Source organism: Sinomonas atrocyanea, from assembly GCF_030812675.1.
Taxonomy (GTDB): domain Bacteria; phylum Actinomycetota; class Actinomycetes; order Actinomycetales; family Micrococcaceae; genus Sinomonas; species Sinomonas atrocyanea_B.
The window spans coordinates 1-15,213 of the sequence record NZ_JAUSTE010000001.1; the positions used below are offsets into that span (position 1 = coordinate 1).

Below are 15,213 nucleotides of genomic sequence, written 5' to 3' on the forward strand. Positions count from 1 at the left end.
CCGGGCAGGGACTTCTGTCCGGTAACCCACGAATCTGCGTGAGCGAGGCCCCGGCCCGCAACCACCCACTAAGGCGGCCACTCCATACCGTCTAGTCCCCGTCTGTCCGGCCCGGCCGGACGGCCGGGACCACGCACGACGGCGCCGCTCCCCCGCGCGGGGTGCGGCGCCGTCGTCGTCCGGGATCGTCCCGCAACGTCCACCGGCCGTTAACGCCCGGTTGGCCCGGACCGCACGCGGGCGCGGCATGCTCGGCCCATGACGAACCCCCCAGAGAACTCCCCCGTCACCCGCCGGCGCCTGCTCCTGGGCGCCGGGCTCGCGGCCGCCGCCGGCAGCGTGGCCTTCGCCGCCCCCGCAGACGCGGCCCCCGGACGCCCGGCGTCCAGCAGGGACCTGCCCGGCTCGCTCTCGGCGACGGATCCCACGGCCGTGCCGACGGTCGACGGCCTCCACCTCCAGTTCGGTTCGGATGCCTCGAGCGAGATGGTGGTCTCGTGGCACACGCTCCAGCCGGTGCGGGACGCCCGCGTGGTCCTGGGCGACGGGCATGGCACATTCGCCAAGGCGGTGGCGGCGGAGACCCGGAGCTACGTCGACGCGAAGTCCGGCCGGACCGTGTACGCGCACCACGCAGTCCTGACCGGCCTGGCCGGACAGACGGGCTACCTCTACGCGGCGGTCCATGACGGAGCGGCGCCGCAGTTCGGCACCTTCACCACCGCGCCCCACGGCCGCGCGCGCGTGACCTTCACGAGCTTCGGCGACCAGGGGACCCCGACGCTCGGCAGGAAGCTGGGCACCGCGTGGGCCAACGACAACCTCGGCTCCCCCGCCGCGGGCGACACGACCGGCGGCGTCGAGCGGGTCCAACCCATGTTCCATCTCTTCAACGGCGACCTCTGCTATGCGAACCTCGCGACGGACAGGATCCGTTCGTGGTGGGACTTCTGGGCCAACAACTCCCGCAGTGCCCGGAACCGGCCGTGGATGCCCTCGGCGGGGAACCACGAGAACGAGCTGGGCAACGGCCCCATCGGCTACGCCGCGTACCAGACCTACTTCGAGGTCCCCGAGGCCGCGGGCCAGACCGAGGTGACGCGCGGGCTCTGGTACAGCTTCACGGCCGGCGCCGTGCGGGTCATCTCGATCGCGAATGACGACGTGTGCTACCAGGACGGCGGCGACTCGTATGTGCGCGGCTACTCGGGCGGCGCGCAGAAGGCCTGGCTCGAGAAGGAGCTCTCCGCGGCCCGGTCGAGCCGCGAGATCGACTGGATCGTGGTGTGCATGCACCAGGTGGCCATCAGCACTGCCAACAACTTCAACGGCGCCGACCTGGGCATCCGCCAGGAGTGGGTGCCGCTGTTCGACAGGTACGGAGTCGACCTCGTGGTGTGCGGGCATGAGCACCACTACGAGCGCTCGCACCCCATCCGCGGCCACGAGGCGAACCAGACGCTGACCCCGCTGCCTGCCGCGACGGACACGCGGACGATCGACACGACCCGGGGCACCGTGCACATGATCCTGGGCGGCGGCGGGACGTCCGCGCCGTCCAACCAGCTCCTGTTCACCCCGCCCGAGTGCCGGGTGATCGTCTCGGTCTCGGACCAGCCGAGCCCGACGACGCATCACCGCGTCCCCGTGTACGTCCACGAGCCGGCGGCATGGTCCGCCGCCCGCGACGCCGCAAACTCGTACGGCTTCGGCGCCTTCGAGGTCGATCCGGGCAGGCCCGGCGGGGACACCACGATGACCGTCACCTACTACAACGTCACCGGCGTCGGCGGCGGCCTCGAGGCCTTCGAGACGTTCACGCTGCGCCGCCCGCGCTCCGATTCCGGCCAGCCGTCCGGCCGGCCGGGACAGCAAGGCAAGCAGGGCCAGCAGGGCTGACGGCCAGGCGGCCGCACGGCCGTTCCACGCACGACGGCGCCGCCCACCTCGTAGGGTGGGCGGCGCCGTCGTGCTCCCGGAGGTGACCCCCGGAAGGTGACCCCCAGAAGGTGGCTCCTGGATCTGTTGGGCTGGGTGCCTCAGTGGGTGTCGACGGCCGAGATCTCGGACCGGTCCTCGCCCCAGAGGGTGTGGAAGGTGCCCTCGGCGTCCACACGCCGGTACGTGTGCGCTCCGAAGAGGTCGCGCTGGCCCTGGATCACGGCGGCGGGGAGGCGCTTGGCCCGCAGCGCGTCGTAGTAGGCCAGCGAGGACGAGAAGACCGGGACGGGGATGCCGAGCTGGACGGCCGTGGCCACGACACGCCGCCAGGCCGGGACGGCCTTCCCCACGGACTCCACGAAGGCGGGGGCGAAGAGGAGGTTCGCCGGCGCCTGGTCGCCCTTGTAGGCCTCCATGATGACCTTGAGCAGGTCGGCGCGGATGATGCAGCCCGCGCGCCACAGCGACGCGATCTCGTCCAGCTTGAGGTCCCAGCCGTACTCCTTGGCGGCGCTGGTGAGCATGTCGAGCCCCTGCGCGTAGGAGACGAGCTTCGACGCGTAGAGCGCCTGGCGGATGTCCTCGACGAAGTCCTCCGGGAGGGCGACCTCGGCCTCGTGCCCGGCGAGGGTCGTCTGGGCGATCTCCCGCTGGGCCGCCTGCGAGGAGATCCCGCGGGCGAAGACGGACTCGGCGATGCCCGAGACGGGCGATCCGAGGTCGAGCGCCGACTGGACGGTCCAGCGGCCAGTCCCCTTCTGGCCGGCCGCATCCACGACCACGTCGACGAACGGCTTGCCGGTCTTCGCATCCACGTGCCCGAGCACCTGGGCGGTGATCTCGATGAGGAAGGACGAGAGCTCGCCCTGGTTCCACTCCTCGAAGATGGCGGCCTGCTCGGCCGGCTCGATGCCGGCGGCACCGCGGAGGAGGCTGTACGCCTCGCCGATGACCTGCATGTCGGCGTACTCGATGCCGTTGTGCACCATCTTCACGAAGTGGCCGGCGCCGTCGGTGCCGATCCACGCGCAGCAGGGGGCGCCGTCGTCGGCCTTCGCCGAGATCTTCTCGAGGAGGGGGCCGAGCGCATCGTAGGACTCCTTGGAGCCCCCGGGCATGATGGAGGGGCCGTTGAGCGCGCCCTCCTCGCCGCCGGAGACGCCCACGCCCACGAAGTGGAGTCCCTTCTCGGCGAGGGCGGCCTCCCGGCGCCTCGTGTCCTGGTAGTGGGAGTTGCCGCCGTCGATGACGATGTCCCCCTCCTCGAGGAGCGGCACGAGCTGGTCGACGACCGCGTCCACGGGAGCACCGGCCTTGACCATGATGAGCACCCGGCGGGGCTTCTCGAGGGCGTCCACGAGTTCCTGGAGCGTCTCGGTGCGCACGAACTCGCCCTCGTCGCCGTGCTTGGCCAGCAGGGTGTCCGTCTTCTCGACGGACCGGTTGTGCAGCGCGACGGTGAAGCCGTTGCGGGCGAGGTTGCGGGCGAGGTTGGCGCCCATCACCGCAAGGCCGGTGACGCCGATCTGTGCAGACATGTACTCTCCGTCTCTTCGTGGGGTCTCAAGGACCAAGGCTAGTTGAGGCACGGGATCCTGACTTCCGTTTGACATCGTATTTCGGTGCGCCTCACTTTTGGCAAGCGATTGCCAGTCCGTGCCAGCCGGACGATCGCCAGACGGCTGCCAGGCGCAGGCCAGCGTGCCGGCCCGGGGGCGGCGGCGGGACGCCGCACCGGGAGAGCTTTCTGCTCATCTGTTTTGAATTCGCCGGGGATTGGTCCTATATTCGTCTGCAGAGCCTCCCGTCGCGGCAACCCCCCCAATGGCCGCGGCGGGAGGCTCGTTCCATGCCCGGACGTCCTTTGCGGAGTGCCGAGGTCTGGAGGCAGGGGACCCTCAGGGCGTCGGTTGCGGCGCGGGGACGACGCGACGCTGCGCGTCGCGGAATGAAGATGGGTCGAATGAGGGTGGGTCCTACCGGGATCGAACCGATGACATCCACGGTGTAAGCGTGGCGCTCTACCAGCTGAGCTAAAGACCCTTGAGACGGACCGCTCCGCGGCCCGACGGGGTTCAACAGTACCGCAGAGGCCGGGGAGCCGCGAACCGCGGGCGGGCGCTCCGGTCGCCGGGACCCTGCGCCCTACGGAGCGCCCGTGCCCGTGATCTGGGCGAGCGCCCGGCGGTACTCGGCGATGTCGCGGGCCTGGCCCCGGGGATTGATGACCCGGTAGCGCACCACGCCCTCGGCATCCATGATGAAGGTGCCCCTCAGGGCCATGCCGTCCCGCTCGTCGAAGACGCCGTAGCGACGCGCGACCTCGCCGTGCGGCCAGAAGTCGGCCAGGAGCGAGAACTCATAGCCCTCGGCTGCCGCGTACGCCCTCTGGGCGAACTTGCTGTCCACGGAGATCGCGAGGACCTCGCAGTCGACATCGGCGAAGGCGTCCCAGCCCTCCCGCACCTCGCAGAGCTCTCCCGTGCAGATTCCGGAGAAGGCGAAGGGGAAGAAGATCACGACCACGGGACGGCCGAGGAACGACGAGAGCCGGACGGGCTCCCCGTACTGGTTGGGCAGCTCGAAGTCGGGCGCCCCCTCGCCTACCGTCGGCGCGGTTCCCCCCATGGCGGTCACTGCTTCTTGCGGACCAGGCGCGTGGCGCTCCAGTCCTTCGAGACCCCCACGGACGAGGTGGCATGCAGGCCCGCCGTCGGCGCCGACTCCTGCACCTCGACGGGGCGCACGTGTCCGTCCCGGCCCTGCTTGGGGGTGAGGAGCCAGACGACGCCGGCCTCGTTGAGGGTGGTCTGCGCGTCCATGAGCATGTCGACGAGATCGCCGTCGTCCTCGCGCCACCAGATGATCACGCCGTCGACGACGTCGTGGTCCTCCTCATCGAGGAGGTCGGAGCCGACCTGCTCCTCGATCGCCTCCCGCAGACCGAAGTCCACGTCCTCGTCGTAGCCGAACTCCTGGATCAGGTCACCGTCCTTGAAACCCAATCGCGCCGCCACATTGCTGCCCGCGGCGGTGTCGGTCTCGCCCACGTCGTCTCCTCCTCGTCTTTCGCTGTGCACTTCGGCACTGTCCCGGCAGGCGGCGCGGGCCGCATCCACCGGATGCGGCGCAGCACACAGCCCTGCCGTAGCTATAAGCCAACTACGTTTGGCCCCCAGCTTCAAGCACGCGCCCTGCGGAGGCGCGCCCCGCCGGGCCCGTCGCGCCCGTTCAGGGCCGCTTCGGAGTCCGCGGACCGCGAGGGGACTGGGGGTCCGCAGGGCGCCCGCCGCCCGGCGCGCGTCCCTGCCGGCGCGAAGATGAACGGGCGGCGCCGCCGCCGGCTAACGGTCCCTTCCCGCGCGCGGCTAGAGTGGCATCTGAGTGCCCACCGCCCGGCAGACCCCTCGGGCCGCGCGGCGCTCACAGTACCAACGGCCCTGCACGCACAGGGCACCGCGACGAGACTGCCCGCATCCGGCTGCCACCAGCTCCGGCCCTACGGGCTCGAAGAGAGGTTTGGACGTGTCTGTAGGAGAGGAAACCTCGCACATCCTCAGCGGCCTGACGAATCAGCTGCCGGACCGCGATCCCGAAGAGACCGCCGAATGGGTTGAGTCCCTCGACTCCCTGATCGAGGAGCACGGCACCGAGCGCGCGCAGTACATCATGCGCAGCCTCCTGCAGCGGGCCGGTTCGCGCAGTGTCGGAGTCCCCATGGTCACCACCACGGACTTCGTGAACACCATTCCGGCCGACCAGGAGCCCGAGTACCCGGGCAATGAGGAGTTCGAGCGCCGCTACCGCGCATACATGCGCTGGAACGCCGCGATCATGGTCCACCGGGCCCAGCGCCCCGGCATCGGGGTCGGCGGCCACATCTCGACCTACGCCGGCGCGGCCACGCTGTACGAGGTCGGCTTCAACCACTTCTTCCGCGGCAAGGACCACCCCGGCGGCGGCGACCAGGTCTTCTTCCAGGGCCACGCCTCCCCCGGCATGTACGCCCGGGCGTTCATGGAGGGCCGCCTGTCCGAGGAGGACCTCGACGGGTTCCGCCAGGAGAAGTCCAAGGAGGGCCATGCCCTCTCCTCGTACCCGCACCCGCGGATGATGCCGGAGTTCTGGGAGTTCCCGACCGTGTCCATGGGCATCGGCCCCATGAACGCGATCTACCAGGCGCAGACCAACCGCTACCTCCACAACCGCGGGATCAAGGACACCTCGGACCAGCACGTGTGGGCCTTCCTCGGCGACGGGGAGATGGACGAGCCCGAGTCCCGCGGCCTGCTCCAGCTCGCCGCGAACGAGAACCTGGACAACCTCACGTTCGTGGTCAACTGCAACCTCCAGCGGCTCGACGGGCCGGTGCGCGGCAACGGCAAGATCATCCAGGAGCTCGAGGCCTTCTTCCGCGGCGCCGGCTGGAACGTCATCAAGGTCATCTGGGGCCGCGAGTGGGACTCGCTGCTCGCCCACGACGACAACAACCAGCTCGTCAAGATCATGAACGAGACGCTCGACGGCGACTACCAGACCTACAAGGCCGAGTCCGGCGGGTTCGTCCGCGACCACTTCTTCGGCAAGACGCCGGAGACCAAGGAGCTCGTGGCCGACTACACGGACGAGCAGATCTGGAACCTCAAGCGCGGCGGCCACGACTACTGGAAGGTCTACGCGGCCTACAAGGCGGCCACCGAGTTCAAGGGCAAGCCCACGGTCATCCTGGCGATGACGGTCAAGGGCTACGGCCTGGGCCCGCACTTCGAGGGGCGCAACGCGACCCACCAGATGAAGAAGATGACGCTGGGAGACCTCAAGGACTTCCGCGACCACCTGCGCATCCCCATCTCGGACGAGCAGCTCGAGGCCAACCCCTACGAGCCCCCGTACTACCACCCCGGGCAGGACTCCCCCGAGATCCAGTACATGATGGAGCGCCGCAGGGCCCTCGGCGGCTTCCTGCCCGAGCGGCGCGACCCCCACGAGGGCATCACGCTGCCGGCGGAGAAGTCGTTCGAGGTCGCCAAGCGCGGCTCCGGCAAGCAGCAGGCCGCCACGACCATGGCGTTCGTCCGCCTGCTCAAGGACCTCATGCGGGACAAGGAGTTCGGCAAGCGGATCGTGCCGATCGTCCCGGACGAGGCGCGCACCTTCGGCATGGACGCGTTCTTCCCCACGGCGAAGATCTACAACCCCAAGGGCCAGAACTACCTCTCGGTGGACCGCGACCTCGTCCTGGCCTACAAGGAGGCGCCCGAGGGCCAGATCCTGCACGCCGGGATCAACGAGGCCGGCTCGATCGCGGCCTTCACCGCGGCGGGGACGTCCTACGCGACCCACGGCAAGACGCTCGTGCCGGTCTACGTCTTCTACTCGATGTTCGGCTTCCAGCGCACCGGCGACGGGATCTGGGCAGCGGCGGACCAGATGGCCCGGGGCTTCATCATCGGCGCCACCGCCGGCCGCACCACGCTCACCGGCGAGGGCACGCAGCACGCCGACGGGCACTCCCCCCTGCTCGCCTCGACCAACCCGGCCGTCGTCACCTACGACCCGGCCTACGGCTATGAGATAGGCCACATCGTCAAGGCCGGGCTCGAGCGCATGTACGGCGGCAAGCACCCGCAGCCGAACGTCATGTACTACCTCACGGTCTACAACGAGCCGATCGTCCAGCCGGCCGAGCCCGACGAGCTCGACGTCGAGGGCCTCCTCAACGGCATCTACCTGCTGGCGCCGGCGAAGATCGACGGACCGCGCACGCAGCTGCTCGCCTCCGGCGTCTCGGTGCCCTGGGCGCTCGAGGCCCAGCAGATCCTCGCAGACGAGTGGGGCGTCTCCGCCGACGTGTGGAGCGTGACGAGCTGGACCGAACTGCGCCGCGACGGCCTCGCCGCCGAGCAGCAGGCCTTCCTCCACCCGGAGGAGGAGCCCCGGGTCCCGTTCGTCACCCAGCAGCTCGCCGGGGCGACGGGGCCGATCGTGGCCGTCACCGACTACATGAAGGCCGTGCCGGACCAGATCCGCCAGTTCCTCCCGAACGAGTTCGCGACCCTCGGCGCCGACGACTTCGGCTTCGCCGACACCCGTGCGGCCGCGCGGCGGTACTTCCACATCGACGCACACTCCGTGGTGGTGCGGGCGCTGCAGATGCTCGCCCGCCGCGGCGAGGTCGACGCCGACGCGCCGCGCCAGGCGTTCGAGCGGTACCGCCTGCTCGATGTGAACGCGGGCACCACGGGCAACGCCGGCGGCGAGAGCTAGCCCGCAGCGCTCCCGGCGCGCTTCGGCCGCCTGCAGGCGACCACCGCACGACGGCGGCCCTCCCCACTCCCGGGGAGGGCCGCCGTCGTGCGTGACCGGTGCCGTGGAGGCGCGCCCGGGCCGCTCCTGCCTGTGGCACCGGGCACGGGCCCTTGTAGCCTTCACACAAAACTGGCCCCCACCTGAGTGCTCGCTATGCTCTTCACATGCCCCAGCCGCAGCACCCCTCCGCCATCCCGCCGAACGGGAAGCTGACCATCTCGCCGGCCAAGGCCGAGACGGTCAAGAAGCTGCGGGCCAATGTGGGCCAGCTGTCCACGAGCACGATGCGCGAGCTCGAGCGGTCCCTGCCGTGGTACACCCGGCTGAGCGCCGACGAACGCTCCGCGCTCGGACTCGTCGCCCAGAACGGGATCGCGGCGTTCGTCACCTGGTACGAGCGCCCCACCCTGCCGACCTGGATCCTCTCCGACGTGTTCGGCACGGCCCCGACGGAGCTCACACGGTCCATCAGCCTGCAGAAGGCACTCCAGCTGATCCGGATCGTCGTCGAGACGGTCGAGGACCAGGTGCCGCACCTCGCCCCCGAGGAGGACCAGCCCGCGCTGCGGGAGGCCGTGCTGCGCTACTCCCGCGAGGTCGCCTTCGCGGCAGCGGACGTGTACGCGCGGGCCGCCGAGACCCGCGGCTCGTGGGACACCCGCCTCGAGGCCCTCATCGTGGACGCGATCCTGCGCGGCGAGAACACCGACGCCCTGCGGTCCCGCATCGCGGCGCTCGGGTGGAAGGCCCAGGAGCGCTTCACGGTCATGGTGGGGTCCTCCCCGCTGGAGCCGAGCCCAACCTACGTGGGCGAGCTGCGGCGGATCGCGGGGAGGCACGCGCAGGATGCGCTGGTCGGCATCCAGGGCGACCGCCTGATCCTCATCCTCGGTGGCCTCCAGGAGCCGGCCACGGCCCTGGCGCGGCTCGCCGAGCTCTTCGCCCCCGGCCCCGTGGTGTACGGGCCCGAGGCTGCCACCCTGCCCGAGGCGAGCACCTCCGCGCAGGCGGCCTTCGCGGGCCTCTCGGCCGCCCGGGCCTGGCCCAACGCCCCGCGGCCCGTCTCGGCGGACGACCTGCTACCCGAACGGGTGGCGGCGGGTGACGACGCCGCCCGCCGGGCGCTCGTCCAGAAGATCTACCGCCCACTCGTGGCCGCCTCGAATGGACTGGTCGAGACCCTCAGCGCCTACTTCGAGCTCGGCCACTCGCTCGAGGCGACGGCCAGGGAGCTCTTCGTCCACGCGAACACCGTCCGCTACCGGCTGCGCCGGGTCTGCGACGTCACCGGGTGGGACCCGCTCCTGCCCCGCGAGGCCTTCGTGCTGCAGACCGCGCTCGTTGTGGGACGCCTCGCCGCTGCCCCGAAACCGGGCCCCGAGCGGCATCCGCAGCGCTCCTGATGCGGGGTCCGCGCCCGGGGCACGTTGTAGACTTCCCACAAACCGCATGGAGGAGCTTCGTGCGCGCTCTCCCCACTCAGAGCATCCCCGATTTGGAAAGCTTGGTTACGTGCTAGCAATTGTCTGCCCTGGACAGGGCTCCCAGACGCCCGGCTTCCTGGCCCCCTGGCTCGAGCTGCCCTCCGTTGCCGACCGCCTCGGGGCCCTCGGCGAGGTGGTGGGCCTCGATCTCGTGGCGCACGGGACGACCTCGGACGAGGAGACGATCAAGGACACGGCCGTCGCCCAGCCGCTCATCGTGGCCGCCGGCATCGTCGCGGCCGAGGCGATGTTCGACGCCGAGCTCTCCGACCTCCCGGTCGTGCTCGCGGGGCACTCGGTCGGCGAGATCACCGCCTCGGCGCTGGCCGGCGTGCTCAGCGCCGAGGATGCCATGCGCTTCGTCGGCGTCCGCGCCCGTGGCATGGCCAAGGCGGCCGCCGTAACCCCGACCGGCATGAGCGCCGTCGTGGGCGGAGACCGCGACGAGGTCCTCGCGGCCATCGAGGCCGCCGGCGCCGAACCGGCCAACGTCAATGGCGGCGGCCAGATCGTGGCCGCGGGCACGTTCGAGGCCCTCAAGCAGCTCGCGGACAACCCGCCGGCCAAGGCCCGGGTCATCCCGCTCAAGGTCGCCGGGGCCTTCCACACGCAGCACATGGCCTCGGCCGTGGCGGACCTCGAGGCACTCCGGCCGGAACTGGCCGTGAGCGACCCGGCCGTCCCCCTGCTCTCGAACTACGACGGCGCGGAGGTCGCCTCGGGCGAGTCCGCGCTCGAGAGCCTCATCGCCCAGGTCTCCCGCCCGGTCCGCTGGGACCTGTGCATGGAGACGCTCGCCGCGCGCGGCGTGACCGGCGTGATCGAGCTCGCCCCCGCCGGAACGCTCGTGGGCCTGGCGAAGCGGGGCATGCCCGGCATCAAGACCGTGGCCGTGAAGGGCCCCTCCGACGTCGACGCGGCTCTCGAGCTGTTCGCCGCCGACGCGAGCAGCGACAAGGAGACCGTGTGAGCACCCCTACCCTCAAGCAGGCCGAGACCCACGCGCACTCGCGCATCCTCGGCATCGGCGGCTACCGCCCCTCGGTTGTTGTCACCAATGACGACGTCTGCCAGTGGATCGACTCCTCCGACGAGTGGATCCGCCAGCGCACCGGCATCGTGACCCGCCGCCGCGCCCCCGAGGACGTCAGCGTCCTGGACATGGCGGAGGGCGCGTCCCGCGAGGCCCTCGCCTCGGCCGGCATCGAGGCGAGCCAGCTCGGCGCCGTCATCATCTCGACGGTGTCCCACCCGTACGCCACGCCGTCGGCGGCCGCGGCCCTCGCGGACCGCCTCGGGGCCACTCCGGCCCCCGCCTACGACATCTCGGCCGCCTGCGCCGGCTACTGCTACGGCATCGCCCAGGGCGACGCGCTCGTGCGGTCCGGAGCGGCGGACTACGTGCTCGTGGTCGGCGCCGAGAAGCTCAGCGACTTCATCGACAACACGGAGCGCAGCATCTCCTTCCTGCTCGGCGACGGCGCGGGCGCCGTGGTGATCGGCCCCTCCGACACCCCCGGCATCGGACCGTCCGTGTGGGGCTCCGACGGCAGCAAGTGGAACGTCATCGGCATGACCCACTCGCTCCTCGACATCCGTGACCTCTCCGACGAGGCCGAGCACAATGGCGCGAGCAACGCCGCGGCCGTGCTGGGCACCGAGGCGAAGATCTGGCCGACCCTGCGCCAGGACGGCCAGAGCGTCTTCCGCTGGGCCGTGTGGGAGATGGCGAAGGTGGCCCGGCGTGCCCTCGACGCCGCCGGGATCGAGCCGGAGGACCTCGCCGCATTCATCCCGCACCAGGCGAACATGCGCATCATCGACGAGATGGTCAAGCAGCTCAAGCTGCCCGAGACGGTCATCGTGGGCCGCGACATCGCCGAGTCCGGGAACACCTCCGCGGCCTCGATCCCGCTCGCCACGGTGCGGCTGCTCGAGGAGCACCCCGACCTCCACGGCAAGCTGGCCCTCCAGATCGGCTTCGGCGCAGGCCTCGTCTTCGGCGCCCAAGTCATCGTCCTCCCCTGAGACCACGGCGCTGCCCACACGGGCCGCGCTGAGACCAGGCCGCGCACAGCGGCTGGAACCCTGATCCGGCGGACCGCCGGGAACCGAGAAAAGGAGCCGACATGGCAACCAACGAAGAGATCCTCGCCGGTCTGGCCGAGATCGTCAACGAGGAGACGGGGCTCGCCACCGACGCCGTCCAGCTCGACAAGTCGTTCACCGATGACCTCGACATCGACTCGATCTCGATGATGACCATCGTGGTCAACGCCGAGGAGAAGTTCGGCGTCCGCATCCCCGACGAGGAGGTCAAGAACCTCACCACGGTTGGCGACGCCGTCGACTTCATCGCCAAGGCCCAGGCCTAAGGGCCTCGCGCCCCGGCGGCCGGCGCACCGCGCCGGCCGCCTCCTGTTGACGAGGCCAGAGCACTCTGGCCTCCTCCTGCACCACGAAAGTAGCGAAGCATGGCGCGCAAAGTTGTTGTGACCGGCCTTGGTGCCACGACGCCCATCGGCGGCGACGTCCCGACCCTGTGGCAGAACGCCCTCAAGGGGGTCTCCGGCGTCCGCAGGCTCACCGATGACTGGGTCGAGCAGTACGAGCTGCCGGTCAAGATCGCCGCCAAGCTCTCCACCCCCGCCGACCAGGTGCTCAGCCGCGTCGAGATGAAGCGGATGGACCCCTCCACGCAGTACGGCGTGATCGCCGCCCGCGAGGCCTGGCGGGACTCCGGCATCGAGGAGATCGACCACGATCGCCTCGCGGTCGCCTTCGCCACCGGGATCGGCGGCGTCTGGACCCTGCTCAACGGGTGGGACACGCTCAAGGAGAAGGGCCCCCGGCGGGTCCTACCCATGACCGTGCCGATGCTGATGCCCAACGGCGTGGCCGCGGCGGTCAGCCTCGACCTCGGCGCGCGGGCCGGCGCCCACACGCCCGTCTCTGCGTGCGCCTCCGGGACCGAGGCCATGGCGGTGGGCCAGGAGCTCATCCGGGCCGGCAAGGCCGACGTGGTGATGGTCGGCGGCGCAGAGGCTGCGATCCACCCGATGCCGCTCGCCTCCTTCGCCGCGATGCAGGCCCTCTCCAAGCGCAACGACGACCCCGAGCGCGCCTCGCGGCCCTACGACCTCGACCGGGACGGATTCGTCATGGGCGAGGGCGCCGGTGCCCTCGTGCTGGAGGCGGAGGAGCACGCCCTCGCGCGCGGCGCCCGCATCTACGCCGAGCTCGCGGGCACCTCTGTCACGGCCGACGCCTACCACATCACCGCGCCGGACCCGGAGGGCCTGGGTGCCACCCGCGCCCTGAAGGCCGCGATGTTCGACGCCCGCGTCCAGCCGGAGGACGTGGTGCACGTCAACGCCCATGCGACGTCCACCCCGGTTGGCGACAAGCCCGAGTACACCGCGCTCAAGGCTGCGCTCGGCAACCACGTGGACAATGTGGCGGTCTCCGCGACGAAGTCGCAGATGGGCCACCTCCTCGGCGCCTCGGGTGCCGTCGAGGCAGTGCTCACCGTGCTCGCCGTGCAGGAGCGCCGCGCCCCGGCCACGATCAACCTCGACCACCAGGACCCCGAGATCCCGCTCGATGTGGTCACGACCGCGCGTGAGCTGCCCCAGGGGGACATCGTCGCCCTCAGCAACTCCTTCGGCTTCGGGGGCCACAACGCCGTCGTGGTGATCCGGAACCACTGACGCGGGCGCACGCCCGGGACGCGCGAACAGGGAGGGGCCAGTCGTGAGACTGGCCCCTCCCTGTTCGTCTCAAACGGACTGTGACAGGCGGGGCTGGTGGAGGTCAGCCGACCTGGTGCAGCCAGCGGACGGGCGCGCCCTCGGCTGCGTGGCGGAACGGCTCGAGCTCCTCGTCCCAGGCCTCGCCGAGGGCGAGGGAGAGCTCGTGGTACACGGCCGCCGCGTCCCCGCCCGCGGACTCGTAGGCGTACCGGATCCGGTCCTCCGAGATGACGATGTTGCCGTGGACGTCCGTCATGGCATGGAAGATCCCGAGCTCCGGGGTATGCGACCAACGGCCACCGTCCACGCTCGGGCTCGGCTCCTCGGTGACCTCGTAGCGCAGGTGCGCCCAGCCCCGGAGGGCCGAGGCGAGGTGTGCGCCCGTCCCCGGCTTGCCGATCCACGAAAGCTCGGCACGGAACATTCCCGGAGCGGCAGGCTGCGCCGTCCAGTCGAGGTCTGTCCGCTTGTCCACCACCGAGCTGATCGCCCACTCGACGTGCGGGCACAGCGCGCTCGGTGCCGAGTGCACGAACAGCAGACCACGGGTCATCACTGCAGACATTCCATCCTCCATCGCTGTCGGTACGTCTTCCCCTACGACCGTCAGCTGGCGGATCCAGCGATGCATGGCTATTGAGTTGTCCCTCCGGGCGGAGGTGCCCCACGCCTTCAAGGTGCGGGACCTGCTCCGACTGGGGCTTCGCGACCATTCTGCCGGACGAATCTGCCAGATGCCAGTACGCCCCGCCCGTGGGGCCGTCGGCTACGCGCGCGGATGGGACGCGAGGTAGCTTGCCCGGAGCCGTTCGACGGACACATGGGTGTACAGCTGGGTGGTCGCGAGGCTCGCGTGGCCGAGGAGCTCCTGCACGCTGCGGAGATCGGCGCCGCCGTCGAGGAGGTGGGTGGCCGCCGTGTGGCGGAGGGCGTGGGGACCGCTGGCCGAGGTGTCGCCCAGCCCCCGCAGGGCGCGGTCGACGACGGCGCGGGCCTGCCGCTGCCCGAGCCGGCCGCCCCGGGCGCCGAGGAAGAGCGCGGCCCCGCTGGCACTGGTCGTGAGCGCGGCCCGGGCGCCGAGCCAGCGCGTGAGGGCGTCTGCGGCAGGGACCCCGAACGGGACGGTCCTCTCCTTGTTGCCCTTCCCGAGCACCCGGACGGTCCGACGGCCGAAGTCCGCGTCGTCGACGTCGAGGGCCACGAGTTCACCGACCCGTACCCCGGTCGCATAGAGGAGCTCGACGATCGCGAGGTCCCTGACCGCCACCGGGTCGCCCCCGCCGGCGGCCGTCGAGGCGTCGCCGAGCAGGCGCTCCGCCTGGTCGCGGTGCAGGACCTCGGGGAGGTGGGCCTGCCGCTTGGGCGCCGCGAGCCGGATGGCCGGATCAGCATCGACATGGCCCTCCCGCGCCGCCCACGAGAGGAACGAGCGCGCGGCCGCCGAACGCCGGGCCAGGGTCGAGCGCGCGAGCCCGGCCTCACTCTGGCGGCCGAGCCAGCGGCGCAGCATGGCCAGGTCGACGGCGCGCAGGTCCACCGCGCCATCGTCGGCGGCGGAAGCGAGCATCGAGGTCAGGTCCGATTCGTAGGCGCGCACCGTGTGGACTGATCGCCCGCGCTCCAGTGCCAGATAGCGCAGGAACGACCGCAGGGGCCCCTCCAGCCCCTCAGGCACCGCGTCGCTGCCCACACAGCCTCCTTGTCCCGGCCCCGGCCTCCTCCATCTT

General features: G+C 71.0%; 12 protein-coding genes and 1 tRNA gene. 7 read left to right on the plus strand and 6 right to left on the minus strand.

The annotated features are described in order from the left end of the window. Positions 1 to 258: 258 nt before the first annotated feature. The gene (locus tag J2W20_RS00005; RefSeq protein ID WP_307003494.1) at positions 259 to 1,899 is read left to right on the plus strand and encodes a purple acid phosphatase family protein; all 1,641 of its coding nucleotides are present in this window, start codon (positions 259 to 261) and stop codon (positions 1,897 to 1,899) included. A gap of 140 nt (positions 1,900 to 2,039) precedes the next feature. On the opposite strand, the gene gndA is transcribed toward J2W20_RS00005, so the two are convergent. From gndA to J2W20_RS00025, 4 genes are all read right to left on the minus strand, one after another. Further along, positions 2,040 to 3,479, minus strand: coding sequence for an NADP-dependent phosphogluconate dehydrogenase (gene gndA / locus J2W20_RS00010; protein ID WP_307003496.1), 1,440 nt, complete (start codon positions 3,477 to 3,479; stop codon positions 2,040 to 2,042). Positions 3,480 to 3,911: 432 nt separating this feature from the next. Beyond that, a tRNA-Val gene (locus J2W20_RS00015) sits at positions 3,912 to 3,984 on the minus strand. A gap of 102 nt (positions 3,985 to 4,086) precedes the next feature. After that, complete coding sequence (locus tag J2W20_RS00020; protein WP_307004672.1) at positions 4,087 to 4,569, minus strand: peroxiredoxin; 483 nt, start codon at positions 4,567 to 4,569, stop codon at positions 4,087 to 4,089. Between the two features lie 5 nt (positions 4,570 to 4,574). Beyond that, entirely contained in the window at positions 4,575 to 4,991 is a 417-nt protein-coding gene (locus tag J2W20_RS00025; protein ID WP_307003497.1) for a DUF3052 domain-containing protein, read from the minus strand. A 475-nt stretch (positions 4,992 to 5,466) separates the two neighbouring features. Here J2W20_RS00025 and aceE point away from each other — a divergent pair, with 475 nt between their 5' ends. The 6 genes from aceE to fabF all read left to right on the plus strand — a co-directional run bounded on the left by aceE (position 5,467) and on the right by fabF (position 13,444). Continuing rightward, the gene (gene aceE, locus J2W20_RS00030) at positions 5,467 to 8,208 is read left to right on the plus strand and encodes a pyruvate dehydrogenase (acetyl-transferring), homodimeric type (protein ID WP_307003499.1); all 2,742 of its coding nucleotides are present in this window, start codon (positions 5,467 to 5,469) and stop codon (positions 8,206 to 8,208) included. 206 nt (positions 8,209 to 8,414) lie between these two features. Beyond that, the gene (locus tag J2W20_RS00035) at positions 8,415 to 9,653 is read left to right on the plus strand and encodes a PucR family transcriptional regulator (protein WP_307003501.1); all 1,239 of its coding nucleotides are present in this window, start codon (positions 8,415 to 8,417) and stop codon (positions 9,651 to 9,653) included. Positions 9,654 to 9,762: 109 nt separating this feature from the next. Beyond that, positions 9,763 to 10,704: an ACP S-malonyltransferase gene (locus tag J2W20_RS00040; RefSeq protein ID WP_307003502.1), complete on the plus strand. Its 942-nt coding sequence runs from the start codon at positions 9,763 to 9,765 to the stop codon at positions 10,702 to 10,704. Further along, a complete protein-coding gene (locus J2W20_RS00045) occupies positions 10,701 to 11,762 on the plus strand; it encodes a beta-ketoacyl-ACP synthase III (protein ID WP_307003504.1) in 1,062 nt (353 codons plus the stop codon). Before J2W20_RS00040 ends, J2W20_RS00045 begins: the two co-directional genes overlap by 4 nt. Before the next feature lie 101 nt (positions 11,763 to 11,863). Beyond that, on the plus strand, positions 11,864 to 12,109 hold the full coding sequence (locus tag J2W20_RS00050) for an acyl carrier protein (protein ID WP_066498244.1): 246 nt from the start codon (positions 11,864 to 11,866) through the stop codon (positions 12,107 to 12,109). Between the two features lie 99 nt (positions 12,110 to 12,208). Continuing rightward, on the plus strand, positions 12,209 to 13,444 hold the full coding sequence (fabF, locus tag J2W20_RS00055; protein ID WP_307003510.1) for a beta-ketoacyl-ACP synthase II: 1,236 nt from the start codon (positions 12,209 to 12,211) through the stop codon (positions 13,442 to 13,444). A 103-nt stretch (positions 13,445 to 13,547) separates the two neighbouring features. Here fabF and J2W20_RS00060 read toward each other — a convergent pair whose 3' ends face one another. Together J2W20_RS00060 and J2W20_RS00065 are read right to left on the minus strand one after the other, a co-directional pair. Then, positions 13,548 to 14,051 (minus strand): DUF3145 domain-containing protein, encoded by a 504-nt coding sequence (locus J2W20_RS00060; protein WP_307003511.1) that lies wholly within the window; start codon positions 14,049 to 14,051, stop codon positions 13,548 to 13,550. 201 nt (positions 14,052 to 14,252) lie between these two features. Then, complete coding sequence (locus J2W20_RS00065) at positions 14,253 to 15,176, minus strand: tyrosine recombinase XerC (RefSeq protein ID WP_307003512.1); 924 nt, start codon at positions 15,174 to 15,176, stop codon at positions 14,253 to 14,255. Between the last annotated feature and the right edge of the window lie 37 nt (positions 15,177 to 15,213).